General features: G+C 66.1%; 19 protein-coding genes. 11 read left to right on the top strand and 8 right to left on the bottom strand.

Annotation, left to right across the window (positions count from 1 at the left end):
• Nucleotides 1-43 precede the first annotated feature (43 nt).
• Genes AAHE99_RS04785 through AAHE99_RS04770 form a run of 4 tightly spaced genes read left to right on the top strand, consistent with a single transcriptional unit; the run spans nt 44 to nt 5,712 of the window.
• The gene (locus AAHE99_RS04785; protein ID WP_342114954.1) at nt 44-2,104 is read left to right on the top strand and encodes an SPFH domain-containing protein; all 2,061 of its coding nucleotides are present in this window, start codon (nt 44-46) and stop codon (nt 2,102-2,104) included.
• A 12-nt stretch (nt 2,105-2,116) separates the two neighbouring features.
• On the top strand, nt 2,117-4,399 hold the full coding sequence (locus AAHE99_RS04780) for an SUMF1/EgtB/PvdO family nonheme iron enzyme (protein ID WP_342114951.1): 2,283 nt from the start codon (nt 2,117-2,119) through the stop codon (nt 4,397-4,399).
• 32 nt (nt 4,400-4,431) lie between these two features.
• Nucleotides 4,432-4,830: an OsmC family protein gene (locus AAHE99_RS04775; RefSeq protein WP_342114949.1), complete on the top strand. Its 399-nt coding sequence runs from the start codon at nt 4,432-4,434 to the stop codon at nt 4,828-4,830.
• Nucleotides 4,831-4,833: 3 nt separating this feature from the next.
• Nucleotides 4,834-5,712: a pirin family protein gene (locus tag AAHE99_RS04770; RefSeq protein ID WP_342114947.1), complete on the top strand. Its 879-nt coding sequence runs from the start codon at nt 4,834-4,836 to the stop codon at nt 5,710-5,712.
• Here AAHE99_RS04770 and AAHE99_RS04765 read toward each other — a convergent pair.
• The 5 genes from AAHE99_RS04765 to AAHE99_RS04745 form a co-directional block, all read right to left on the bottom strand.
• Entirely contained in the window at nt 5,709-7,079 is a 1,371-nt protein-coding gene (locus AAHE99_RS04765) for an FHA domain-containing protein (RefSeq protein WP_342114945.1), read from the bottom strand. The genes AAHE99_RS04770 and AAHE99_RS04765 overlap by 4 nt on opposite strands.
• A 269-nt stretch (nt 7,080-7,348) precedes the next feature.
• Nucleotides 7,349-7,807 carry an SH3 domain-containing protein gene (locus tag AAHE99_RS04760; RefSeq protein ID WP_342114943.1) on the bottom strand — a complete coding sequence of 153 codons (459 nt, stop codon included), beginning with the start codon at nt 7,805-7,807 and terminating at the stop codon, nt 7,349-7,351.
• A gap of 4 nt (nt 7,808-7,811) precedes the next feature.
• Nucleotides 7,812-9,308 (bottom strand): hypothetical protein, encoded by a 1,497-nt coding sequence (locus AAHE99_RS04755; RefSeq protein WP_342114942.1) that lies wholly within the window; start codon nt 9,306-9,308, stop codon nt 7,812-7,814.
• A gap of 4 nt (nt 9,309-9,312) precedes the next feature.
• The gene (locus AAHE99_RS04750) at nt 9,313-11,565 is read right to left on the bottom strand and encodes an FtsW/RodA/SpoVE family cell cycle protein (protein ID WP_342114941.1); all 2,253 of its coding nucleotides are present in this window, start codon (nt 11,563-11,565) and stop codon (nt 9,313-9,315) included.
• Nucleotides 11,547-12,500 carry a protein kinase domain-containing protein gene (locus AAHE99_RS04745; protein ID WP_342114940.1) on the bottom strand — a complete coding sequence of 318 codons (954 nt, stop codon included), beginning with the start codon at nt 12,498-12,500 and terminating at the stop codon, nt 11,547-11,549. Before AAHE99_RS04745 ends, AAHE99_RS04750 begins: the two co-directional genes overlap by 19 nt.
• A 103-nt stretch (nt 12,501-12,603) precedes the next feature.
• Here AAHE99_RS04745 and AAHE99_RS04740 point away from each other — a divergent pair, with 103 nt between their 5' ends.
• Nucleotides 12,604-13,287, top strand: a complete 684-nt coding sequence (locus tag AAHE99_RS04740) for a hypothetical protein (RefSeq protein WP_342114938.1) — start codon at nt 12,604-12,606, stop codon at nt 13,285-13,287.
• Here the strand turns inward: AAHE99_RS04740 and AAHE99_RS04735 are convergent.
• Nucleotides 13,269-16,088, bottom strand: coding sequence for an EAL domain-containing protein (locus tag AAHE99_RS04735; RefSeq protein WP_342114935.1), 2,820 nt, complete (start codon nt 16,086-16,088; stop codon nt 13,269-13,271). The two genes, AAHE99_RS04740 and AAHE99_RS04735, sit on opposite strands and share 19 nt — an antisense overlap.
• A gap of 112 nt (nt 16,089-16,200) precedes the next feature.
• Nucleotides 16,201-16,638, bottom strand: coding sequence for a hypothetical protein (locus tag AAHE99_RS04730; protein ID WP_342114933.1), 438 nt, complete (start codon nt 16,636-16,638; stop codon nt 16,201-16,203).
• Nucleotides 16,639-16,834: 196 nt separating this feature from the next.
• Here AAHE99_RS04730 and AAHE99_RS04725 point away from each other — a divergent pair, with 196 nt between their 5' ends.
• Nucleotides 16,835-18,265: a M20/M25/M40 family metallo-hydrolase gene (locus AAHE99_RS04725; RefSeq protein WP_342114931.1), complete on the top strand. Its 1,431-nt coding sequence runs from the start codon at nt 16,835-16,837 to the stop codon at nt 18,263-18,265.
• Between the two features lie 127 nt (nt 18,266-18,392).
• Here AAHE99_RS04725 and AAHE99_RS04720 read toward each other — a convergent pair whose 3' ends face one another.
• A complete protein-coding gene (locus AAHE99_RS04720; protein WP_342114929.1) occupies nt 18,393-19,250 on the bottom strand; it encodes an MBL fold metallo-hydrolase in 858 nt (285 codons plus the stop codon).
• A gap of 148 nt (nt 19,251-19,398) precedes the next feature.
• Here AAHE99_RS04720 and AAHE99_RS04715 point away from each other — a divergent pair, with 148 nt between their 5' ends.
• The 5 genes from AAHE99_RS04715 (at nt 19,399) to AAHE99_RS04695 (ending at nt 26,434) form a co-directional block, all read left to right on the top strand.
• Entirely contained in the window at nt 19,399-21,324 is a 1,926-nt protein-coding gene (locus AAHE99_RS04715; protein WP_342114927.1) for a TonB-dependent receptor plug domain-containing protein, read from the top strand.
• Between the two features lie 13 nt (nt 21,325-21,337).
• Complete coding sequence (locus AAHE99_RS04710) at nt 21,338-23,257, top strand: TonB-dependent receptor plug domain-containing protein (RefSeq protein ID WP_342114926.1); 1,920 nt, start codon at nt 21,338-21,340, stop codon at nt 23,255-23,257.
• 25 nt (nt 23,258-23,282) lie between these two features.
• Nucleotides 23,283-23,615, top strand: coding sequence for a hypothetical protein (locus AAHE99_RS04705; protein WP_342114924.1), 333 nt, complete (start codon nt 23,283-23,285; stop codon nt 23,613-23,615).
• 72 nt (nt 23,616-23,687) lie between these two features.
• Nucleotides 23,688-25,058, top strand: a complete 1,371-nt coding sequence (locus AAHE99_RS04700; protein ID WP_342114922.1) for a TolC family protein — start codon at nt 23,688-23,690, stop codon at nt 25,056-25,058.
• On the top strand, nt 25,055-26,434 hold the full coding sequence (locus AAHE99_RS04695) for a multicopper oxidase family protein (RefSeq protein WP_342114921.1): 1,380 nt from the start codon (nt 25,055-25,057) through the stop codon (nt 26,432-26,434). The genes AAHE99_RS04700 and AAHE99_RS04695 overlap by 4 nt, the downstream gene beginning before the upstream one ends.
• Nucleotides 26,435-26,452 lie beyond the last annotated feature (18 nt).

Raw genomic sequence — 26,452 nt, 5'->3', positions numbered from 1 at the left:
ATTGCTACAATCAGCTAGCGCTGGGACAGACAAGGAGTAGGAAATGTTCAAGATGTTTGGTTTTGGCGGCGTGAAGTGCCCGCGTTGCGAGCACCGCAACGGCGACACATCGGGCTACTGCAACCAGTGCGGCCTGACGCTGGGCGCCCCGCGCAGCGAGCCGGTGCTGCGCGACAACCGCTGGATACCCGCCAACGATGAGCTGGCGGTGTACTTCGGTGTGCGCCAGCTGTCCGGCATTTTCACCAAGACGCTGCGCGTCCCAGCCACCACGCGCGCTTACATCCTGCAAGGCGAGCAGGCCACCGAAGTACCGCAGGGCGAATATGAGCTGGAAGGCTTCTTTACACGCCTCAACAACCTGCTGCGCGACCAGCATGGTGAAATCCTGATCACCCGCACCACGCCGCTGCCGGTGGAATTCAGCTTCAGCGACCTGCACACCGCCGAGTTCCTGAAACTGGCCGCCCGCTTCACGGTAGGGCTGCAAGTGGCAAGCGTGCCGGCCTTCGCCCAGCATTTCATGACCGTTCCCGGCGCCGTCACCACCCTGCAATTGCATGAGCTGCTGGCGCCATCGGTGCGCCAGGTGGCCGCAGAGTTCCTGGGCGGGCGTTCGATCCGCGATATGTCGAATACCTCGGCCTTGCGCGAGCAGCTGAATGAGCGCCTGCACAGCGCCTTGCGCCAGCGCCTGGCCGAATTCGGCCTGGCGGCAGTGCAGGTGGAAACCCTGGCCCTGCGCCACGACAAGTACGACGACAACCGCGACCGGGTGGGCAGCCTGTTCCTGGTGGCCGATGAGCGCCAGCTCCAGCTGGAGCACGTCAAGCAGCTCGACCAGCTGTATGACGAGGAAGAATGGCAGGCGATCTGGCGCCAGGAGCAGAAAATGCGCAGCGATTACCGCCGCGCAGAGCTGAAGCAGGAAGCCGAGGAGCAGATGCTGGCCATCCGCGCCCGCGAAATCGACTTGTACGGGCGCATCATCGAAGCCAAGACCCGCAAGCAGGCCTTCGAACGCGGCGCCGGCGCAGCCCTGGCGGACCTGGAGCATGAGCTGGCGCGCCGCAAATCCTTGCAGACCGGCGAAGCTGCCGAGTGGGACCAGGTGCGCCGCCTGGCCCAGATCAAGATGCGCACCGAAATGGAGCTGGCGCAGCAGGCCGGCCTGGAAGAAAAGGCACTGGCCAAACAGCGCTTCTCGCACCTGCTGTACCAGCAGCAGCTGCAGCACCGCATCCAGTCGGCGCTCGCGATCGAGGATGAAGAATACCGCCGCAACCAGCTGCAATTGCTGCGCAAGGCTGAAATGGACGCCAAGCAGCGCGAGATGGAAATCGAAGCAGAGCACCACCGCGCGCGCTTCCAGGGCATTGCGCTGGCCAATGTGGCGCGCCAGCGCGAAGCGGAGCGTATCCAGGAATGGGAAGAACAGGAGCTGCTGGTCCGCAAACGCGAAGCGGCGCGCGGCCAGGACAGTGCCGACGCGATGTCGCAGCATGAAAAGCTGCTGCGCACCATGGAAGTGGACGCCATGCAGCAGGAGCAGCGCCTGGCGCTGAAGCTGCGCGACCAGGAAGCGCAGTGGCAGCAAACCCTGAGGAAAATGGAGTTCGAGCGCGAAGAGCGCTTCAACCGCTGGAAGATTGAATACGACAGCATGGTGTCGCAACAGCAGCACACCGCCGACATGGCGCGTATCGACATTGAACGCCAGGAGTCGATCGGCCGCATGAGCGATACCGCCAAGGTGGCGCTGGCCGCCACACCCAATGCCGAAGCCCTGGCGCGCCTGATGCGCCAGAACACCCAGGCCACCATGACGCCCGAACAGCTGCAAGCGCTGGCCGGCGTGGTGGCGGCAGAAAACAGCATTACTCCGGCCGAAGCAATGCGCCTGGCGCGCGCCGAGGTGCGCGACGAACGGGCCTACCGCGACGCCAGCGGCGACAAGGAGCGCCAGCACCAGCTGGACTTGTTGCGCGCGCAAGCGGCGGCGCCGGCGGTGCGGGCGCGCAGCTGCCCGAACGGCCACCAGTTGCCGCCGGATGTCAGCGATGCGAAATTCTGTCCGGAGTGCGGGGCGCAGATAGCGAGGTAAAGCAAGAGAAAGATGCAGACAGCCCGAGACAAGATTCGCGAACTGCGTGCTTTGCACGAAGATGGCCTGTTAAGCCTGCAAGAGTTCGACCGCCGCAAGAATGCCATCCTGGACGCCGAATACGCGCCGCCGGGAGGAGTCAGCGCGCACCCCGCCATGGGCGGCACACGCCAGGGCACCGAGCTTGGCCTGATGGCCGGGCAGGAAATCGGCCCGCACAACCGCCGCTACCGCCTGGAACGCCTGATCGGCATGGGCGGCATGGGGCAGGTGTGGCAGGCCACCGACCTGGCCACCCACGCGGAGCTGGGCCACAGCGCAGTGGTGGCGCTGAAAATCCTTCCGCCGCAGCTGACGCAAAGCCCGGCGCACGCCAAACTGCTGATCGAAGAAGCCACCCAGGCGCGCCGGCTGGCGCACGACAATATCGTGCGCGTTTACGAATGGGCGCAGGACCCGGCCACCTCCAGCTATTTCATCATCATGGAATGCCTGGAAGGGCAGGACCTGGACGCCTGGCTGGCCGAGCATGGCAAGGCCACACCGCAGCAGGTGGAGCACATGCTGCGGCCAGTGGCAGATGCGCTGCAATACGCCTGGGACAAGCATCGCCTGGTGCACCGCGACCTGAAACCGGGCAATGTGTTCCTGACCCGTTCGGGTGAGATCAAGCTGCTGGACTTCGGCATCGCCTCGCGCGCCCGCTCCACCGGCACCGACCTTGGCATGGCGATCCCGAATGCAGGCACCGCCGGCTACCGCGCACCGGAGGCCGGCGCCGGCGTTCCGCGTCCGCAGCTGGACGTGTACGCCGTGGCCGTGATGATCTACCAGCTGCTCGAAGGCCGCCTGCCGTTCGACGGCCCGGCCACCACGCTGCTGGAACCGCAAGCGCCGGCTGCGCTGAACCCACAACAATGGGATGCGCTGAAGCGCGGTTTTGCTATGCGTGCGGAGGAGCGCCCGGCCTCGGTGGCAGCGCTGCTGGACGCAATGCGCCAGGCTGCGGGGCCGACCGAAGCGGAGCTGGCGGAGCGCGAGGCTGCGCGCCAGGCGGAGCATGCCGCGCTTGAAGCCCGTGGCCGCGCCGATGCGCAGCAACGCGCCGAGCAGGATGCGATGCGGCGCCAGCAGGAGGTCGAGGCGGCGGCGCGCCGCAAGGCGGAGGCCCAGGCCGCGGCGCAGGAGAAAGTGCGGCAGGAACAGCTGCGCCGCGAGCAGGAAAAGCAGCGCAAGCTGCAGGCGGAGCAGGAAGCGCGCGAACGCAAGGAACGCCTGCGCCAGCAGCTGATCGCACGGCGCGACGCCGACGCGCTCAAGGCGCGCCAGGCCGAGGAGGAGCACCAGCGCAAGATTGCCCAGCTGAAGGCGGAAGCGGCCTACCGCGCCGAGCAGGAGCGGCACCGCAAGGAGCAGGCAGCGCGCAAGGCGGCTGAACTGGCGGCGCTGCTGCCGTCCGCCAGCAGCCCTGTGGCCGACGCCGAAGGCGTGCTGCGCGACCGCTTTGTCGACGGCAGCGGTGTCGGTCCCGACCTGGTGCTGATCCCCACCGGCCGCTTCCAGATGGGATCGACCGAACACGAACATTCGATTGCTGTCAAAGCCGGTGCGCAAAAGACCTGGCTGGACCGCGAACTGCCGGCGCACTGGGTCGGCATCGAGCACTCCTTTGCCATGGGCCGCTACCCGGTCACGGTCGGCGAATGGCGCGTCTTTGTGCAGGCCACCGGCTGGGAGTCCAGGCTGGATGTGGACTGGCAGGCGCCCGGCTTCAAACAGGACGATCGCCATCCCGTGGTGTGCGTGACCTGGCACGACGCCCAGCTCTACCTGCAATGGCTGTCCGAGAAGACCGGCCAGCAGTACCGCCTGCCCAGCGAGGCGGAATGGGAGTACGCCTGCCGCGCCGGCTCGCATACGGCCTTCAGCTTCGGCGACGAGATCACGCCGGAACACGCCAACTACGATGGCAACTTCACCTACAACAAGGGCGCCAAGGGCAGCAGCCATGGCGGCACCACCCGCGTTGGCAGCTACCAGCCCAATCCCTGGGGCCTGTTCGATATGCATGGCAATGTGTGGGAGTGGACGCAGGACACGATGCACGAGAACTACCTGAATGCGCCGAACGACGGCAGCGCGTGGGAAAACGGCGGCGACCAGGCGCGCCGCATCCTGCGCGGCGGCGCCTGGCTATACCAGCCGCGCTACCTGCGCGCGGCGCTGCGCAACGGCTATTCGGCTTTGCTGGCAAATGACGTGGTGGGCTTCCGTGTGGCGCGCAAACTGGTGTAAATTGCCGTATGTCTTAAACATCAGGAACCAAGATGACCGTTAAAGTAGTCCGCGACCAGTCGCTCCCCATGCGCCACATCCTGCATGTGCGCGACCATATCGTTTCCGTCGACGGCACGATTGAAGAAGGCGGCAACGACGCCGGTCCTTCGCCGCATGACCTGTACGACGCCGCCGTCAGCGCCTGCAAGGCCCTGACCGTGGTGTGGTACGCGCGCCGTAAGGGCATTCCTGTCGAAGACGTGCAGGTCACGACCGAGCGCGACGCCAGCGAAGAGCGCAAGGGCGTCTACCGCCTGGCGGCGACGCTGCACCTGAGCGGCGCCCTGACTGAGGAACAGCGTGCCGAGCTGCTGTCCATTGCGCAGAAATGCCCGATCCACAAGCTGATGACGGCCGTGACCACCGAAATCACCACACAACTGGGGTAAGCCATGAGCATCGCGCATCTGTTGAAAGGCCATGAAAAGGACCTGGGCGGCGGTTTTGTTGTGCGCCGCTACCTGCCGGCAGCGGTCAAACAGGCGGTCGGCCCGTTCATCTTCTTCGACCATTTCGGCCCGGTCGATGTGCCGGCCGATGCCGACCACGATGTGCGGCCGCATCCGCATATCGGCCTGTCCACCGTAACCTATCTGTTCGAAGGCGCGATGGAGCACCGCGACAGCCTGGGCACCTTGCAGCGCATCGAGCCTGGCGCGATCAACCTGATGACGGCCGGCCGCGGCATTGTGCATTCGGAGCGTACTCCCAAGGACCTGGTAGGCGTGCCGCACCGCACGCATGGTTTGCAGCTGTGGTGCGCGCTGCCGAAGGCGCATGAGGAAGACGAGCCTTCCTTCGCGCATACGCCAGCCGAGGCAATTCCGGAGATGGTGGTCGACGGCGCCAGGGTGCGCGTCCTGATCGGTTCCGCATTCGGCCAGCAGTCGCCGGTCAAGGCCTTCAGCCATACGCTGTATCTGGATGTCAGCCTGAAGGCGGGCCAGCAACTGGGCCTGACCGGGCTGCCGCCGGAGGCCGCGCTGTATCCGGTCAGCGGGTCGGTCGAGATCGACGGCGCGCCGGTGCCGCAGCACACCATGGCCTTGCTCGATACCTCGGCGTCGCAGCGCGTAACGGCGGATACGGACGCCCAGTTCGTCATCATCGGCGGCGATGCGCTTGACGGCCACCGTTTCCTGTTCTGGAATTTCGTCTCGTCGCGCAAGGAACGCCTGCTGCAGGCGGCGGATGACTGGGAAGCCCAGCGTTTTGACAAGGTGCCCGGCGAAACGGAATTCATCCCGCTGCCGAAAAAGCCGGCGGCTTAAGCGGTGGCGTGGGCCCCGACCGTGTTGTGTGCGGCGGCGCCGCTGCGCACGATCCAGTGCTCGGGGTAGGCATCGCTGGCAAAGCGCGTATGCGCCGGGATGCGGCTCAGTTTTTCCTGCTTGGGCGTCGGCGCCAGCGCGGTTTCCTTGCCGGTCAGCTGGTCAACGTGCCAGAAGCCGCCGGCATGGTGCATCAGCAGCGGCAGCGTGCCGGCTTTCGGCAGCGCATTGTGGCGCGCCAGAGGGTAGCCGGGGTGGGTGTCGCGCGCCAATAGCACGAAACATTCGGCCCGCGCGCCTTCGTCGATACGGTGCAGGATCACGCCGTGCGGCATGACGGCGCTGACTTCCATCAGCACGATGCCCTTGATGCTGGCGCTCATTTCGATCTTCATGCCGGTCCGCAGCGGTACCGGCTTGTTCTTGCCCGGCCACACGCCATCCAGCAGCAGGCCATAGCGCGACACGTCCTCGATTTCAAAACCATGGCTGCCACGGCGGATCACCGCATGGCGGCCCGACAGCCGGCGGGTCAGGCCTTCGGCATCCGGGCCTTCGGCGCTGAAGTGGTGCAGCAGCGCGTCCGCTTCCGGATCGACCAGCTCGAAACGGCCGAAGGAAATTTCGTCCATCGCGAACAGGCGGATATGGCGGCAGGCGCCGCCTTCCGGTGCGGCGTTGATGAAGCTGGCCGCCAGCGTTGGATGCGGGTGGGTCGGGCCGCTGCGCGGCTGTTCGATTTCGATCAGGTCTTCATCCCAGGCGATGGTCGAATAGCCGACATCAACCTTGCCGGGCGATGCGCCGAGGTCGAGGTGGGCGATGCCTGCATTGCGGGCGGTGACGTCGATATCCATGGTGTTGCCGCCCTGGGCGGACACACGGGCAATCGAGGCATCGTCGGCCATCACGCGCACGTTCTTGTGGGTGCTGAGGAAGGTGCGGTGGATTTCATTCAGGCTGGCGTCGACGCGCGGCACCAGGATGACAAAAGTGCATTCCCACTGGCGCTGCGATTGTTCGCCCTTGGAGACAATCTCGGCGTGGATCTGGTACTGGCCGTGCTCCTTGCCGCGCGAGGAGAACTCGACGAAGACCGGGCGCCAGTCGCCATGCACCGAGCGGATGAATTGCTGCTGCAGGCTGCCATGCGGGATCAGTTCCGAACGCAGGCGCACCGACAGTTGCGGCGCGCAATCCTGCGGCATGCCGCGCAATTCCATCTTCAGCGACTGGCGGCCGCCGGCCGCGCGCGGGTCGAAGCCGCTGATGTGCAGCTGGGGATGGACGCGTGCCGGCGCCGAATAGGCGGTGGCAGGCGCTGGCGCCTGTGGGCCGCCGCGGGCATTGCGCATGGCGCTGAGCATGGCAAAACTGCCACTGTCTTCAGCGTGCGCCGGTTGGGAATGGCCGCCCGAGCACGTGCTGTCCCCTGGCATGACCCAGTAGGTGCAATGCGGATGGTCGGAATTACAGCACTTGTTCATGGAATCGCGGTCGTCGGGATACCGCAACTTTACGCGGTTTTCCCTCCGCTTGGCAACCAGCCTTTCCCTCGAATAGCGCTGTTTTTACCCCTGTTTTCCGGCTGCGTCGGAAGCGCAACGTTTTGGTGTCGTAATGACATGCTTTCCTGCTATTCGGCTTGTCTCCTTAACCACAGGCTGCTGGCCCAGCCGGTTAGCGGTTTGCCATCGATTTCGGCGCGCACCTGCCACCAGTCGCCATCGTGTTCGCCGGTGGCTTCGATCAGCGTGCCGGCCGGGATGGTGGCCAGCCGGGCGGCGCTGGTGCCGGCGCTCTGGCGCAGGTTCAGGTCGCGGTGCACGCGGAATGGCGTGCCGGCGAGGGCTGGGCCGGGTGCTGCTGCTTGCACCGCCGCCGGCGCGGCCGGTGCGGCCCTGGCCACGGCGATGCCGGAGCCGCCCAAGGCATGCAGCAGCACGGCGCCGATGGCCCAGGTGCCGCCGGCGACGATGCCCAGGTTGCGCAGCGTGGGGCGGCGCCACCAGCGGGCCGGGGTCAGGTAGCAGGCCACGACCAGCGTGGCGGCCAACGCGGCGAGGTAGGCGCCGATGGGCAGGTAGGCGTCCATCGCCTCAGCCCTCGTAGCGCAGCACATAGCTGCCGGCGACCAGATGCTGGCCCGGTGTCAGCAAGCTGGTTTCGTCGGCCAACTGGCCGGTGGGCTGCATTTGCGCGTCCAGCAGGTACAGCGCCTGCGATGCCGACAGGCGTCGGATCGACAGGCCCTGGGCGGTCGCTTCGCAGCTGAAGGCCTTGCGCGACAGGCCGAGGCGGTCGGGGCTCGAGGCTACGGCGGCTTCCAGCATCCAGGGCTGGTCCAGTACGCGCAGCGCCGAAAGTGCGGGCATGCTGCGGCCGAATTCAAGCGCACCGCCGGGCAGCAGGGGCATTGCGATCGGTTGCGCCAGCGCGAGCAGGGCCAGGTAGCGCTCTGCCATCCGCGCCGGGGCAGGCAGCAGGCGCAGGCTGCGGTCGCCGGTGCCCGCCAGGGTGGTGGATTGCGTGGGCGGCAGCGCGATTGCCTGCCGGCCGTTGGCGGATAGCGTGTGCAAGGTGTCATCCGCATCCGCCACGATGGTCAGGGCGCGTTCGGCGTCGGCATTGCGGCCAATGGCGAGGTCGGGCGCGAAAGGGATGCGCAGGGCGGTGGCGCCGGTGTTGCGGTACAGGCTGAGACGCGGCAGCGCCAGGGCGATCAGCGATAAGCGTTGCAGCGCACCCGGTGCAAAGGTGGCATCGCTTTCCGGCGCCCGCGCCATCCGTGGCGCCTGCGGCACGGCGGTCGCGTCGGCCGGCGGCTGCGCGGCACGGGGCTGCCAGACGGCCGGCGCGGCGATGGGTGCCTTGGCGGGCAGCGCGCCGACGGCGCGCGTCACCTTGAGCAGCAGGCGTGGGCCATGCCCGTTCCTGGCGCTCAGCGCATAGGCGCCCAGGCTGGCATCGAACACGCACTCCAGCACGTCCTTCGGCCGCACCTGGACAATGAGATCGCTGTCCGGTCCATCGTTGACCAGCAGGACGCCGCCCTGTTCGCCGAACGGCCATCCGGGCGCCGGGATGCCGCCAGCGCCGCCCAACAGCGCCAGGCGCTGGCCGGCGTACACCGCGCATGCCGGCTTCCACACCGCGCCGTCAAGCGAGGTGGCGATATTGAAAAGCGCCTTTTCGCCGGCGGCCGGCAGGTAGACCGCATGGCCGAAGCGGATTGCAATCTCACCCGGCGCCAGCTGCTCGTCGCCTGCCACGTCGTAGCGCACATCTTCGCTGCCCAGCAGGTCGGCGAAGTCCTTCTGATGCAGCGTTGCCAGGGTCTGCGCCAGCTCGCGCGCCCGGTTGCCGCGCGTCAGGTGGTAATCGTCGTCCACATCGTCTTGCGGCAAACGCAGCTGGATGTGGGAAAAGCAGCGTGTCGCCGAGCGCCCGCGCAGCTCGCGCGGCGAACGCTCCAGCAAGTCGCGCAGCAAGGGGCGGCGGGAAAACAGCGCGAAGCCGGGCGCCTGCCAGATTGCTTCGGCATTGAAAACGTCCGGAATGCGGTCCAGGACTTCCTGTTGGACATAGGTGGGCATGGTGTTACTCCTCGTTGGATGCGGCGCTAAGCCCTAGCAGGGGGAGCAGGAAAAACAGCAAATGGCTGCCGCCGGCGGACAGGAAAGACATCGGCTGCCCCATCACCGGCAGGATGGCGAGGTTGGTGCCCCATGACAGCAGCAAGTGGCCGGCCACGAACGCCGCCCCGCCACATAGTGCGAAGCAGCGGAAGCGCGCCGCCCATGCCAGCTGGTAGGTGCCGGAGGCGGTCGCCTGCCGATGCGCGCCAAGGGCCTGCCACAGCAGGCATGCGATGAAGGCCGCTTGCAGGCACCAGAGGGACAGGCCGGCCAGCAGTCCGTGCCGGTTGAGGAAGAACGAGGGCGCGAAATCGTCCTGCACGGCAGGGATCGCGGTCGCCTCGCCGGCCGGCAGGCCCGCCGAGCGCAGGCCGAAGGCGTGGTCTGCGCCGGCCAGGCCGCCCTGTGCGATGGCGCCCGCTGCGCGCAGCAGCTGCTGGCCGGTGTGGGGATGCTCGCCGGGCGCTAGCCAGGCCTGGAATCGTTCGGCGTAGAAATTGGAGGGTAGGGCTGCCGGCCCGGCATCGTGCAGCGCGCCGATGCCGAAAGCGCCCGCAGCGCAGACGGCCAGGAGTAGTGCGGCGACGATGCGCTGGCCGGCTGCGCAAGCGTAGGCGAGGGCGCTGCCGCCGGCCCAGACCAGCAGCAGGACCAGCGGCGAGTAGTCGTCTACCTGCAGCAGTGCGGATGCCAGCAGGGCCGTGAACAGCATGACAGGCGCCGCCAGTGCCAGCCAGCGCGCGAGCGTGGTGCTGTACTGAGGGCCGTTGTGCCAGCTGAAACGCAGGGCGAGGCAGTGTGCGGTGATGGCGGCCAGGGCCAGCTTGGCCAACTCCACCGGCTGGATGTCGAAGACGCCGGTCTCGTTGCCCCAGATTACCTGCGCCGCCAGCGCGGCCAGGGCAAGGACCGCCAGCACCAGCAGGATGTTTTCGGCTGACCGCTGCTTGCCTGCCAAGGCGCGCCAATGTGCGGGCGCCAGGCGCCAGAGCGATAGCGCGCCAAGGCCGATAGCGAGCAGGGCGGAAGTTTTCTGGTAGAAGCGCAGGTCGCTGCCGCCCAGGCCAAGCTCCAGCTGCAGCAGGAGGCCGATCGCCAGCAGGAACGCGGCGCAGTAGTTGGCGGCGGTGCGGGCCGTCGGCGTTGACAGCCAGCCGGCCACCGCCAGCGCGGCCAGCAGCAGCGACAATGCGGGCGCCGGCGCATGTCCCTGCCGCTGCAATGCCAGCGCAACCAGGCCCGCGCCGAGAGAGGCCACAGCACCGACGACGCGTGCGCGGAAAATGGCGGCAGGCGCTGGGGCTGAGAGCAGGCCGGGGGAAAGCGCGGCGACGGAAAGCGTTGTCACGGCAAGCGCCAGCAAAAAGGCCCCCTGCGTGGCGCCATCCGGAAGCTGCGGCCAGAGCGCCCGCTCAGCCCACCGCCATTCGACCTGCGCCGGGAGGATCGTGCTGGGCGCCGCAAACTGCGGCACGCGCCGCTGCGGGCGCAGGACCAGCGAGCCCGCGCCATCGGCGCCGAGCTCAAGCCGCAGTGCCCCGAACATGATGGCTTGCACGCCGTCCAGTGCGCGCGGACGCGGCTCCAGCGCCGTGATGCGCAGCGCGCCATCCTCGCCGCGCGCCAGCATGGCAGCGTCAGGCAGCACCGCCGCGATACCGATCCGGTTACCGCAATGCAGGTTGCCGCCCAGGCTCAGTGGCCGCGCCAGCGACAGCGGCGATGGCGCGATACGGTTCCACCAAGCCGCCAGCCGCACCGGCCAGCGCGCCTCCGGACAGGTGGGCTGCGCACGGCCATCGCGCAGCAGAATCGCCCCGTTGTAATGCCAGCTGGAACCCGCAAACGCAAACGCCACGCTGCCATCGCCAGCCGCTTCGCGCGCAACGCGGTGGCCGCCGGGGAAAGTGAGGAATTGATCCTCGATCGGCATGCTGGCCAGGCTTTCAGGTTTGCGGCCCGCCCGCTGCAGCACCGGCGCACCGGCCGGCGACGCTGGGGATTGCAACAGCCAGCGCCCACCCGCATCGCGCAGGATGCTGGCATTGGCGAGCGGTTCCAGCGAAACCGACTCGCCCCGCGCCAGGCGCAAGGTAACCGCTTCCGGCGCCCACATGGCCGGCGCGCGCAGCAGCGCGCCTAGCTGCACCAGAAAGAGAAGTAACAGCAGGATCGCGGGCCAGCGCGGCGTGCCCGTCACGCGGCGCGCAAGCATGGCCCCTCCGGCAAGGAAATCGCATCCAGCATGCGGCTGATATGCAGCGCATTGCGCGGCCGCTGCGCAGGATCCGCCGCCAGCAAGCAGCGCAGCAAGGCCAGCGCCGCCTCCTGCGCATTACGCGGCAGCGCAGCCGTGAAATTCGCCTCATCGGCCGGCCGCAAGGTTGCCGGCACCCCGCCATGGCGCGCCAGGACATCGGCCGCGCCATCCGCCTGATGCGCCCGATACGCCTCGCCGCATTCCGCGCAATAGGCGAGGGCGCCGCCGCCGGTCACCATGTAATAGAACAGCGCACCGAGCGCGAAATAATCACTATGCACCGCCGTTGCGTAACCGCCGCCGGAAGCGGGGAAGAACTGCTCCGGCGCCTGCCACTGCGCCGTCCCGCAATAACTGTGCGGCCCGGCGCTGGCCAGGCGGCGGCTGGTGCCGAAGTCCGCCAGTTTCACGCGCCGCAGCCACGGATCGACCAGCACATTGGCCGGCTTCAGGTCCAGGTAGCGCCAGCCGTACTGGTGGACCTTGGCCAGCGCCTGGTTCAACTGCCGCATCCACCCCAATGCTTCGGCCAGCGCAGGCGTGCCGTCCGCAGCGATATAGCGCCCCAGGTCCCCGCCGAGCAACTCCAGCGCCTGCACCGGCAAGCCCTGGTGCGTGCCGCTATCCAGCAGCCGCACGATATGGCACTCATCCCACGGCTCCAGCGTTTGGAGGAAAGCGATTTCGGCGCGCGCACTATCAATCCAGCGCTGGCGCAGTCCCGGCAAGGCGCGTTCCATCTGCGGCGCATTCACCAGCTTAAGCGCCACATCGCCCGAACCATAGGGTCCGCTGGCGCGCCAAACCACGCCATATGCCGATGCAGCCAGCTGCTCGCGCAGCCGGTACTGCCCCAATTCCAATGTAATGATGTCATCAGTCTGCGCCATGGTGTCCTCCACGCCACACTTGCAGAGGGCGGTGGAAACTAAACCTTTGCCGACTGGTTGCCTTTAGGTAATATGGCTTCGACTACTTAAAGGAATTGTGGGAATGGCATTATTCAAAAAACTATTGGCCTTCCGCGACCCCCGCCGCGCAGCACGCGAAAGCATGCACCGGCAGGCGATCGAGCGCACCCGCCTGGACCCGCTGCAAAGCGCCAAGGCAGGCAGCCGCGAGCTGGTACGCATCGTCACCGAACAACTGCAATCGCGCGGCGATACCCGCCCCGAATCGCTGCTGTGCGCCCTCGGCGCGCTGGCGGGATTCGCCTGCCAGGTCAGCGTGCGCACCAATGCCTATGCGCACGGCATGCCGCAGCGCGACCATATGGCGGAAGACCTGAGCCTTCTGCTGTTTGGCATGGAATATTCGGTATGGGGACTGGTGGCCGGCGCCGCGCGCCACCACGGCTGCATCAACTTGCCGGAACCGGCCGAAATCTGGGCCCATGTCGGCAAATCGATGGGCACGCCCGAATTCGGCATTCCGCGCATCCCCGGCCAGCACATGGCGCGCGACCTGCCGGCCGATTACCTGCGCCTGTTCTGGCCCATGCTCAAGCCGGTGATTACGCGCTACTGCAGCAATCCTGCGCACTGGCCGATCATGTGCTCCTTGGCCTTGCAGCAAGCGATTGAAGTAGGGCAGGGAAGGATCGACGCCGAAATGGCCATGCGCATGGCGCTGGAATCGGCCTTGCCGATGGCGCGCATTCACGCCGACTTCAGCTGAACGTTTCCCTGGTAGGCGGTGACGGCGCTTTGCGCCACCGCCTTCAATTCCTCCGGTTCCAGCGGCTTGGCGATGAACTTGTAGACAGCGCCCACGTTAATGGCCTGCCGTATCGCCTCCACATCCTCATAGCCGCTCAACATCACCCGGTACACCTGCGGGTACATGCGCCGCACCCGCCCCAGGAACTCCGTGCCGTTCATGGCCGGCATGCGCTGGTCGCACAGGACCGCCGCAAATTCCTCGCAGGCCAGTAGCTCGAAAGCGCGCTGCGGGTCGCTGGTGGTGCGCACGTTGAAGCCCTCCGCCGACAGCAGCAGTTCAATCAGCTCCAGGATATGCGGGTCGTCGTCCAGCACCAGCAGGCCGGGCGTGCCGGGCGAGCGTTCGATCAGGGCCGGCGGCAGGCAGGGGCTCGCGCGCAGCAGTTCGCCCGCCGCCACGGCGCCCAGCGGACGGCTGAAGTAATAGCCCTGCACCACGTCGCAGCGGTGCGCCAGCAGCTGCGCCAGCTGGCCTTCGGTTTCCACGCCTTCCGCCACCACTTCCAGGTGCAGGCTGTGCGCCATGGTGATGATGGCGCTGGAGATCGCCAGGCTGCCCGGATCGGTGGTGATGTCGCGCACGAAGGACAGGTCCAGCTTGAGCCGGTCGATCGGGAAGCGTTTCAGGTAGCTCATGCTGGAGTAGCCGGTGCCGAAATCATCGAGCGACAGCTCGCAGCCAATCGCTTTCATCGATTCCATGATGGCCACGCTGCGCTGCGGATCGGCCATCGACATGCTCTCGGTGAGTTCCAGCTCCAGGTAGCGCGGTTCCAGGCCTGACGACGACAAGGCATCGCTTACCAGCTGCTCCAGCTTCTGCTGCGCGCACTGGCGCGCCGAAACGTTGACCGCCACCGGCAGCGGCGGCAGCCCTGCATCCTGCCAGGCCTTGTTCTGGCGGCAGGCTTCGCGCAGCACCCACTCGCCGATCGGCAGGATCAAGCCGCTTTCCTCGGCATAGTTAATGAACTGGCCCGGCGACACCAGTCCCTTGACGGGGTCGCGCCAGCGCAGCAATGCCTCCAGGCCGACGATGCGGCCGGTGCGCAGGCTTACCTGCGGCTGGTAATGCAGTTCAAATTCACCTTTTTCCAGCGCGCGGCGCAGGCTGTCGCCCAATTCCAGCTGGCTGCGCGCCCGGTCCTGCAGCGCCGCCGTGAAGAACTGGAAGTGGCCGTTGCCAAGTTCCTTGGCGCGCTGGGCGGCGGTATCGGCGTTGCGCAGCAAGGTGTCGGCGTTGGCGCCGTCCTGCGGATAGGTCGCCAGGCCGATACTGCAGGTGACGCGCACGTCCTGCCCGCCCAGGCGCACCGGCTGCACCACGCTTGCCGCCAGGCGCCGCATCAGTTCCGTGATATGGCTTTCCACCAGCAGGCCGGGATCGCTCGGGTCGATCAGCAGCACCACAAATTCGTCGCCGGCCAGGCGCGCCACGGTATCTGTGCCGCGCACGCCTTCCTGCAAGCGCTCGGCGATGGTGCGCAGCAGCCCGTCGCCATGTTCGTGGCCCAGGTGGTCGTTGACCAGCTTGAAGTCGTCCAGGTCCAGCAAGGCCACCGTGATGGCGCCGGCGCCGCGCTCGGCCACGGCGATGGCCTGGTTCAGGCGGTCGCACAGCAGGCTGCGGTTGGCCAGTCCGGTCAGCGAATCGTAATGCGCCTGGCGGGCCAGTTGTTCAGCGTCGTTGCGTGCTTCCGTTATGTCGCTGAAGATGGCGATAAAGTGCTGCGGCGGGCCGTCCGCCTCGCGTACCGGCGACAGGTAGACCTCATTCCAGAACTGGCTGCCGTCCTTGCGGTAGCTGCGCAGCACCGCATGGCCTTCGCGCCCCTGCAGCAAGGCTTCGCGCAATGATTGCAGGCCGCCTTGCCGGTCCTCTGCCCGGGTCAGGAAGTTGACCGGCTGGCCAATGGCTTCTTTCGTATCGTAGCCGGTAATACGGCCGAAGGCGGCGTTCACGTATTCGATAGGGTAGCCAGGTTGCACCAGGTTGGCGATCATGATCGCGTTGGAGCTCGATTCGATGGCGCGTTCGCGCAGGTACAGCGCCGCGCCCATGGTGTTGAAGGCGGCAGCCAGTTCGCCAATTTCGTCGTTGCTGCGGCGGCGCACCTGCATGCCGCGAGCGCCGCGCGACATGGCCAGTGCCGCCTCAGACAGCTCAGACAAGGGCCGCGCCACATTGCGCGCCACGTACCAGGCAACGGCCAGCGTCGTCAGCAGGCCGAATATGGCCAGTAAACCGACCACTACTTCCGCGCGCGCCGCTTCGGTGGTGAGATCCTCGTAAAGCGGCGTGTATTCATAAGCCAGGGCCGCGATGATGCGGCCCTGCCCATCGCGCATGGGAACCACCACCTGCTCCATTTCCGGCGTATCCGCGGTGGCAGCCTCGGTCATGCGGCGCGGCGTGCCGTCGCGCAGGGTGCTGGAGATGATGGCACGGCGCGGGCCCGGTTCGACCTGGGTGCCGATATCTTCGGCATGGGTGTCGGCGATGATGGTGAGGTCCGGCGCGAACACTTCCAGATCGCGCTTTTCGCGCGCATGGAAGTATTGGACGGTGCGCTGGTAATCCTCCGGACCGTTGCCGAAAGCGGCCATATTCGCCATTGCTTCAGCCATGGCGGTGGCATGTTCCAGTACCTCGCGATGGGTGATGGCTTCGAGGCTTTCAACTGCAATGGCACCGGCGCCGCCCACCGTCAGGAAGACGGCGGCGAGAATGGCACTGAGTTTGGAAGATATCCGCATGCCTGCCCCGAATGTCAATTGCAAAATGATAGTTTATGCAACACACATGGCAGGTCGATTGTAAAAGAAAAAAGCCCGGCAAAGTGCCGGGCTTTCATGGGGGGAGGAATTCTTACCAGCCGTGACGATGGTGGCGGTGATGACCGCGGCCATGGCCCCGGCCTTCCACATACACCACGCCGCGCGGTTCGTAATAGACCGGGGCAGGCTGGTAGTACACGCGTGGCGCAGGCTCGTAGTACACGCGCTGCGGTGCGGCGTAGTAGACCGGCGCCGGCTCGTAGTAGACCGGGGGCGGCTGCGAGTAGACGCGGGTCTGCACATAGCCGCCGCGGTGGTGATGGCCGCCGGACGACAGGGAATTACCGACAGCAGCGCCTACCAGGCCGCCCACCAGGGCGCCGCCGCTGCCATTCTGGCTACCGATGGCCGCGCCCAGTACGGCGCCGGCGGCGGTGTTGAAATCACGGTCGCCAGCTGCGAAAGCGGCGGAAGAAGCGGTGAGGGCGGCGCCCATCAAAACCAGACCGGCAAAACGTTTGTTGAACATGGTAAGTCCCCTTTCAATCAATCCTTGAAGCGTAGATTAGCCATGCGCAATTGCTTGCGCCACTGCATATACACATTCTTACAAACTGCACAGGAGGGAGAAATTTGTATCGTTAAGTTGCCCACTCTGCAGAAGATTTATAAATAGGCTATTGTTTGCAGTTCTGAGCGAAACTTCACCTTCTCACAGGAAACGCATGAACTTCCGTAAGCCCGCACTTTCCGCCCTGTTTGTTTGCCTGCTGGGCGCAGGCTTCTCCGGCATTGCCGCCGCCGGCCCGAACGATCCCGCCACCCTGGGCAAGATCCGCGATGCCGCCATGCAGAGCGACTGGTCCTACCAGCGCCTGGAAGACATGACCGACCTGGTCGGCCCGCGCCTGTCCGGTTCCGCCGGTGGCGCCGCCGCCGTGGAACAGGTGGCCGCCGCCATGCGCGCGTTGGGCGCCAAAGTCACGCTGCAGCCGGTCAAGGTGCCGCACTGGGTGCGCGGCGAAGAGAAGGGCGAACTGGTGGATTACAAGGGCCGTCCGGCCAACATTACCCAACGCGTGGTGCTGACCGCCCTGGGCGGCTCCGGCGCCACCCCGGCCGCCGGCCTGACCGCACCGGTGGTGATCGTCAAGGATTTCGATGAACTGAAAGCGCGCGCGGCGGAAGTGAAGGGCGCCATCGTGTTGTTCGACGTGGTGTTCGACCAGGGCATGGCCGACCGCGGCCTGGCCGGCAATGCCTACGGCCATGGCTCGCGCTACCGCAGCACCGGCCCGGCGCGCGCCGCAGAACTGGGCGCCGTGGCAGCGCTGGTGCGCTCCGTGGGCGGCGCCACCTACCGCCTGCCGCATACCGGCGCCACCAATATGAAGGATGGCCAGCGCATTCCGGCGGCGGCGGTGACGGCGGAAGACGCCATGCTGATCGGCCGCCTGCTGAAGCGCGGTCCGGTGCAGATGAAGCTGACCCTGACCCCGCAGATCCTGCCGGAAGCCGACACCTTCAACGTGATCGCCGATCTGCCGGGCACCGAAAAGCCGGATGAAGTGGTGATCGTATCCGGCCACCTGGATTCCTGGGACCTGGGCACCGGCGCGCATGACGACGCCACGGGCGTGACCACCTCGATGGGCGTGCTGCACACCCTCAAGCAACTGGGCCTGCAACCGCGCCGCACCATCCGTATGGTGGCGTGGGCCAATGAAGAGAATGGCCTGCGCGGCGGCAATGCCTACTTCCAGGCCAACAAGGACAAGCTGGACAAGCAGTTCGCCGCGATCGAGACCGACGGCGGCGTCGGCCGCACCTTCGGCGTGCAAGGCGGCGTGCGGCGCGAAGCCGAGAAGTACTTCGCACCGCTGCAGGCAGCCCTGCTACCGATTGGCGCCGGCGTGTTCAACCGCCGCGATTCCGCTTCCGGCGCCGACGTGCACCAGCTGGAGGCGGGCGGCGTGCCATCGTTCATGCCGTATGTGGACACCAGCGCCTACTTCGACTACCACCACACGCCAGCGGACACCTTCGACAAAGTCGACCCGCTGAACATGAAGCGCCACGTGGCGGTTTTGTCGGCGCTGACCTGGTACCTGGCCAACACCGACGACCCGATCGGCCGCGCCCCCGAGCAGAAGTAAGCGCCACACCCGAGCCCGTGTCCCACCATGGGGTCACACCCCAAGTGGGACACGGACTCGGCAGCATAGCGCTTGAGTTCGTGTCTCGGTTGGGGTGTGACCCCAGGGTGGGACACGGGCTGATGTGTCAGAGGGCGTTGAGGGGGATCTTGAGGTAGCGCACGCCGTTATCCTCGGCCTCCGGCAGGTGGCCGGCGCTGAGATTGACCTGGATCGCAGGCAGGATCAGCACCGGCATCTGCAGCGTGGCGTCGCGCTGGGTGCGCATGGCGACGAATTCTTCTTCGCTGACGCCATCGTGCACGTGGATGTTGGCGGCGCGCTGTTCGGCCACCGTCACTTCCCATTTCGCTTCACGGCCTGCCGGCGGATAGTCGTGGCACATGAACAGGCGCGTTTCCGGCGGCAGCGACAGCAGGCGCCGCACCGATTTATACAGATCGCCCGCGCAGCCGCCCGGGAAGTCGCAGCGCGCGCTGCCGACATCGGGCATGAACATGGTGTCGCCCACGAACACCGCATCACCCACCTGGTAAGCCATGTCGGCCGGCGTATGGCCCGGCACGTGCAGCGCGTGCGCCTCCAGTTTCCCGATCATGAACACTTCGTCCGCCTGGAACAGGTGGCCGAATTGCGAGCCGTCTTCCTTTTCGGCCTTGCGGTTGAAAATGGCGGAAAACGCGTGCTGCACCTTGCAGATGCCGGCGCCGATGCCGATCTGCCCGCCCAGCTGTTCCTGCAGGTAGGGCGCGGCCGACAGGTGGTCGGCGTGGGCGTGGGTTTCCAGCAGCCAGGTGGTGACCAGCTTGTGCTCGCGCACGAAAGCGATGATCTTGTCGGCCGAGGTGGTGGCGGTGCGGCCGGACTTCGGCTCGTAATCGAGCACCGAATCGATGATGGCGCATTCGCTGCCGTCGGCTTCGTAAACCACATAGCTGACGGTCGAGGTGTTGGGGTCAAAAAAACCCTGGATCTGAGGCTTCATAGCAGGATAGTAGGTTGAAACGAGCGCTGCCATTATAAATAATCCTGATATGGCAGGCGAGCCTTATGCGTTTTACGTTGCAAGGTACTCGTGCAACCCTCAATCCTGTCGTCATGATAATATTTTCGACAGTACTCCGGGAGCGCGGATGGCTAACTCAGGATGGATTGCTGTTGCCCTTGCAGCGGTGCTTGCGCCTGCTGCTGCTCCCGTTTTTGCCGATCCTTCCCAGGACTTGACCAGCATGTCGCTCGAGGAGTTGAGCGATGTGCGCGTCACCACCGTTTCGCTGCGCAGCGAACGCCTGGCCGATGCCCCCGCTGCCGTGTTCGTGATCAGCGGCGAGGATATCCGGCGCTCCGGCGCCGCCAACCTGCCCGAAGCTTTGCGGCTGGCTCCCAACCTGCACGTCAGCATGCACTATAACGGCGGCTATATCGTGACTGCGCGCGGCTTTGCCAGCAGCTCCGGCAACAAGATGCTGGTGCTGCTCGATGGCCGCTCGGTGTACACGCCGTTCTTCTCCGGGGTGTTCTGGGATGCCAATGATGTGCCGCTGGAATCCATCGAGCGCATTGAAGTCATCAGCGGTCCGGCCGGTACGCTGTGGGGCACCAATGCCGTCAACGGGGTAATCAATGTCATCACCCGGCGCGCGGCCGATACGCGCGGCGCGCTGCTTTCCGCCAGTGCCGGCAACCTGCGGCAGGATGGCGTGGCGCGTTACGGCGCCAGCTTTGCCGGCGGCGCCTGGCGCATCTATGGCATGGCCCTGCATAACGAGGGCACCGACACCGCCAGGGGAACGCCGATGGACGATGACGGCCACAAGACGCAGGCCGGATTCCGCGTCGACTGGGAGCGCGGCAATGACCGCGTCACCTTGCAGGGCGACGCATACCGTGCGCGTCGTGGCCAGCCCCAGCCGGGCATGCTGTCCGTGGGCGTGCGGTTCGACCTTGGCAACGTCACGCTCAGCGGCGGCAACCTGATGGCGCACTGGACCCGCAGCTTCGCCGATGGCGGCCAGCTCCAGCTGCGCGCGTATTACGACCGTACCGAGCGCACCATCCCGCCGACTTTGCAGGAAACGCTGGATATCGGCGACGTGCAGCTGCAATACATGCTGCCGGCGCTGGGGCGCCATGCGCTGGTGGCGGGCGGCGAGTACCGCTATGCGGATGACCACGTCGTCAACAGCAAATATATCGGTGTGCTGCCGTCCGACCTGAAGATGCGCTGGGGCAGCCTGTTTGTGCAGGATGCTGTGACGCTGTCGCCGGCGCTGCAACTGACCGCCGGCATCCGCCTCGAGCACAATAGCTATACGGGCAGCGAGTCCCTGCCCAGCCTCCGCCTGGCGTGGAAGCCCGGCGCCGACAGCCTGCTATGGGGCGCGGTGTCGCGGACGGTGCGTGCACCGTCGCGCCTGGACCGCGACCTGTATATCCCGTCGGTGCCGCCGTACCAGCTGGCCGGCGGCCCCAATTTCGAATCCGAGATAGGACGCTTTTTCGAGCTGGGCTACCGGCGCCAGGCGGATGCCCGCATCAGCTACTCGGTCAACCTGTACCGGGCGGTGTACGACCAGCTTCATACCCTGGAGCTGGGACCGACCCGGCGCTACGTCGTGTTTGCCAACGGCATGGAGGCTGCAACGCGCGGCATCGAACTGTGGGGGCAGTTCCAGGCCACGCGGCATTGGCGCATCACGCTGGCCGCCACCGGCCACCACCAGGAGTTCTGGCTCAAGCCCGGCGTGACGGACCTGGGGCGCTCACTCAACCTGCAAGGGCAGGCGCCGCGCCATACGCTCCAATTGCGCTCTGCATGGCAGCTGGGCGCAAACATGGAGCTGGATCTGGCATTGCGCCACGTTGGCAAGCTGTGGACGCCGGCGGTACCGAACTACGAGGCGCTCGACCTGCGCTTTGCCTGGCGCCCTCGGCCAGGATTGGAAGTGGCAGTCGGCGGCACCAATCTGCTGGGGCCATCGCATGCTGAATTTTTTGAAGAGCCCACCCGCGCCCAGATCGAGCGCGGCGTATACGTGAAAGTGTCTAGCCGTTTCTGAGACGGAGGCTTGCATGTACTGCGCGAACTGTAAGTATCCTGTAGTGCTGCTGGCGGCGTGGGCTGCCGGCACCGCCACTGCCTCGACTGTGCAGGGCGGGGACATGTTTGCCAACATGTCACTGGAAGAACTGAGCGACGTGAAGGTCATATCCGTCTCCAAGCGCGAGGAAAGGCTGGGCGATGCGCCCGCATCGATCTTCGTCATCACCGCCGAAGACCTGCGGCGCTCCGGTGCGCGCAGCCTGCCGGAAGCGCTGCGGCTTGCCCCCAACCTGCACGTTGCGGTGTCGACGGCTGGCGGCTACGTGGTCACCGCGCGCGGCTTTTCCGGCAACGGCACCAATAAGCAGCTGGTCATGATTGATGGCCGCTCGATCTACTCGCCGCTGTTTTCCGGCGTGTTTTGGGATGCTCAATACCTGCCCATGGAGTCCATTGAAAGGATAGAAGTGATCAGCGGGCCGGGCGGCACCCTGTGGGGCACCAACGCCATGAATGGCGTGATCAATATCATTACCAAGGCGGCCGCTGCGACGCTCGGCACCTCGCTCGACGCGCGCTGGGGCCAGCAGCAGTCGGGCGCTACTGTCAGCCACGGTGCGCCAGCGGAAGACGGCGCATGGCGTGCTTACGCGATGGATTACGCCATGCCGAGCGCGGAACGGCTGTCGGGGGAAAAGCTGGGGGATGCCTGGCATTACGCCCAGGCGGGCTTCCGGCGCGACTGGCAGCGTGGCGCCGATAGCATTACGCTGCAGGGCGATGCCTACCACAGCGGAAAAGGACAGTTGCCGAGCAGGGACGTGCCGCGCCCGCAGATTGCGCGCCTGAACGGCGCGAACCTCATGGCCCACTGGATCCACCAGCTGATGGGGGGCGCCAGCTGGAACCTGCTGTTCTATTACGACCGTACGCACCGCGACCATACAGGCTCCTTCCTGGAGGACCTGGACGTGCTCGACGCGCAGGGCATCTACAATTTCGCACCGCAGGGCAGGCATGAACTGGTGCTGGGCGGCGAGTACCGCTTTGCGCGCGACCGGGTCGCCAATAAGACTGGTGTTGGCTTTATACCGGCGCATACCAGCCTGCGCTGGGGCAGCCTGTTCGCCCAGGATACGATTTCCCTGAGCGGGCAGTTGAAGCTGACCGCCGGCCTGCGCCTGGAGCGGAACGGCTACACCGGCAACGAGTTCCTGCCCAACCTGCGCCTGGCATGGAAACCGGACGCGGACACCATGTGGTGGACGTCGCTGACGCGTACCGTGCGCGCGCCGACCCGGCTTGACCGCGACATCTATATTTCGCAAAGCGGCGCCGTGCTGCGCGGCGGCGCGGACTTCCAGGCGGAAGTGGCCAAGGTGGCGGAACTGGGCTTGCGCCAGCAGCTTGGCAATCGCGCCAATTATTCGGTCACCGTGTACCGCGCTCGCTACGACCGGCTGCGCACTGTCACCGAGTTGAAGCCGCGGGTGCTGTTTACTATCGAGAACAACCTGGAAGGCGACACGCGCGGCATCGAAGCCTGGGGCAATCTCCAGCTGTCCGAAGCGTGGCGGCTGGGCGCCGGTTTCACCGCCATGCATGAGGAATTCCGGATGAAGCCGGGCGTACCGGAATTTAATAATTCGACACGCGAAAATTATGATCCGATGCATACGGTCCGGATCCGCTCGTCGCTGGCGCTGGGCGAAGGCCGCGACCTCGACGTGACGCTGCGCCGGGTCAGCCCCCTGCGCTACACCGATCTCCCTTCGTACACGGCGCTGGACGTGAACCTGAACTGGCGCCTGCGGCCCCGGCTAGACCTGACACTGGGCGCCAGCAATGCCCTGGACCGGGATCATGATGAAACGCGTGGCTCACAGGCGGCCAGCCCCAGGGCGGCGGTGGGACGTGGCGCCTATGTCAGGCTCATAAGCCGCTTCTAAGGCTGGCATGTTAATATCGCAGCCCATGAAATCCGTGATCCGTGTCATTGCGCTGTGGCTGATGCTGGTGGCATTGCCTTTCCAGGGCTTTGCTTCGGCCAGCATGCTGCGCTGCGGGGCGGCGCACGACCATTCCGCCATGCAAGCGGTTGCCGCGGATAGCCAGCATGACTGCGGCAGCAGCGCCAAATGCTCCAGCATGGGCGATTGCTGCCTCGGCGCGGCACTGGCCTATGCGACACCGCAGGCGGCGGCCCAGCCGCAACCCGTCACGCGCCTGCGCCTGGCCGATCCCGAACCTCCCCAGCCGGTAGACCTGGCCCTTCCCAAACGTCCGCCCCGGGCGGTCCTTGCCTGACAGCTGCCGGCCCGTGTGGGCCGGCTTATCCTGCCCTCCCGCGCAGGGCGACCAAGCATTGGAAAACACATCATGAAGCAAGTATTCAAACTGGCGGCAGCTGCCGCCACGGCAGTGCTGCTGTCCGGATGCGCCACGTTCTCGAACGATGGCGGCTTCGGCGCAGTGGCACAGGCCACCAAATCCCGCAGCGGCGCCGAGACCCGCATGCTGCGCAACGACGAAGACCGGCGCGCGCTGGACGAACAGCTGCGCAAGCTGCTGGCCGAGCCGCTAAGCGCGGACGCCGCGGTGCAGGTGGCGCTGCTGAATAACCGCAGCCTGCAGGCCCGCTACTGGGACCTGGGCGTCGCCGAGGCGGAACTGGTGCAGGCAGGACGCCTGGCCAACCCCGGCTTCAGCTTCAAACGTACGCATGGCGGCGGCGACGTGGCCATCGAGCGTACCCTGAGCATCAACTTCATCCAGCTGCTGACGCTACCTCTGGCCAGCCGCATCGAGGCGCAGCGCTTCGAGCAGATCAAGCTGGAACTGGCCGGTGAAGCGGTTGGCATGGCCCACCAGGCGCGCCTGGCCTGGATCGAAGCCGTGGCAGCGCAGCAGGGCGTCGAGTATGCCCAGCAGATCAGCGACGCCGCGGAGGCCAGCGGTGAGCTGGCCAAGCGCATGCAGGCCTCCGGCAACTGGAGCAAATACGACGCGGCGCGCGAGCAAGCATTCCACGCCGACGCCATCGCCGATGTGGCGCGCGCCCGCAAGGCCGCCACCGCCAGCCGCGAAAAGCTGGCCCGCCTGCTGGGCGTTCCGGCCACCGGCGCCGGCGCTGGTCCCGACCTGGCGTTCCGCCTGCCGGCCCGCTTGCCGGAATTGCCCGCGGCCCAGCGCGATATCGCGGACGCCGAAGCCGCGGCCTTGCGCGACCGCCTCGACGTGCAGTCCGCGCGCGCCTCCGCCCAGCATACGGCAAACGCGCTCGGCCTGACCAAGACCACACGCTTCATCAACGCGCTGGAGTTGAGCGGCATCCGCGAACGCGAAGGGGACCACCGTTCGCGCGGCTACGAAATCTCGCTGGAAGTCCCGCTGTTCGACTGGGGCGGCGCCCGCGTGGCACATGCCGAAGCAACCTATATGCAATCGGTCAACCGGTTGGCCGCAACCGCGCACAATGCCCGCAGCGAAGCGCGCGAAAGCCATGAGGACTACAAGGCTTCCTACGAACTTGCCAAGCACTACCGCGACGTCGTGATCCCGTTGCGCCAGAAGATCTCGGAAGAGACCCTGCTGCGCTACAACGGCATGCTGCTGTCCGTATTCGAATTGCTGGCGGACGCCCGCGAGCAGACCGCCGCCGTCAACAACTACATCGGCGCGCTCAAGGAGTTCTGGATCGCCGATGCAAACCTGGATGCCGCGATCGGCGGAAAAGGAGTAAACCAATGAGCAACCGTCGATCCTTCCTGGCCAACGGCGCCGCAGCCCTGATCGGCGCCGGCATGGTAAGCCGCGCCGGTGCCGCCGGCCTGCCGGAAGCCCCGGTGCAACCGAACGCATCCACCGCGCCGCCCCTGATGCCGCCCAACGGCCGTCCCTACAACCCTGTCGTCACCCTGAACGGTTGGAGCCTGCCATGGCGCATGAAGGACGGCGTCAAGGAATTCCACCTGGTGGCTGAACCGGTGGTGCGCGAAATCGCTCCCGGCATGTACGCCAAGATGTGGGGCTACAACGGCCAGAGCCCGGGCCCGACCATCGAAGTGGTGGAGGGCGACCGCGTGCGCATCTTCGTTACCAACAAGCTGCCGGAGCACACCAGCGTGCACTGGCATGGCCAGATCCTGCCAAGCGGCATGGACGGCGTGTCCGGTGTGAGCCAGCCGGCTATCCAGCCCGGAAAGACATTTGTCTACGAATTTGTGGCAAAACACGCCGGCACTTTCATGTACCATCCCCATGCTGACGAAATGGTGCAGATGGCGATGGGCATGATGGGCTTCTGGGTCACCCACCCGAAAGACCCGCGCCAGCACGCCGTGGACCGCGACTTCGTGTTCCTTCTCAGCGCCTACGATATCGAACCAGGGAGCATGGTCCCCAAGGTCAATACGATGACAGACTTTAATATCTGGACATTCAACAGCCGCGTGTTCCCAGCCATCGACCCGCTGTGCGTGCGGCAGGGCGACCGCGTGCGCATCCGCGCCGGCAACCTGACCATGACCAACCACCCGATCCACATCCACGGCCACAAGTTCGAAGTGACCGGCACCGATGGCGGCTGGGTGCCGCCGACCGCGCGCTGGCCTGAAGTAACCACCGACGTGGCGGTGGGACAGATGCGCGCGATCGAGTTCATCGCCGACAATCCCGGCGACTGGGCCTTCCACTGCCATAAATCGCACCACACCATGAACGCCATGGGCCACAACGTGCCGACCCTGATTGGTGTCGACCACAGCGGCGTGGCGCAGAAGATCAACAAGCTGGTGCCAGGCTATATGGTGATGGGCGACAAGGGCGGTTCGATGGGCGGCATGGAGATGGAGATCCCCGAGAACACGCTGCCGATGATGACCGGTACCGGCCCGTACGGCGATATCGAGATGGGCGGCATGTTCACATTGATGAAAGTGCGTCCCGACCAGAAGCGTGGCGACTACTCCGACCCGGGCTGGTACAAGGCGCCGAAAGGCACCACAGCCTACGAGTGGAGCGGCGAATTGCCGCCAGTTGTCGCCGCACCGAACAAGCCGGCTCCGGCTGACGCCAAGCCGGTCGAAGTGACGCGGGATAAAAACAAGGGGCACCAACATCATTAAGCAACTGCGCTACCTGGC

The sequence above is a fragment of the Pseudoduganella sp. OTU4001 genome (genome assembly GCF_038440195.1).
Classification (GTDB): Bacteria; Pseudomonadota; Gammaproteobacteria; order Burkholderiales; family Burkholderiaceae_D; genus Rugamonas.
This window is presented reverse-complemented; position numbering and strand designations above follow the sequence as displayed.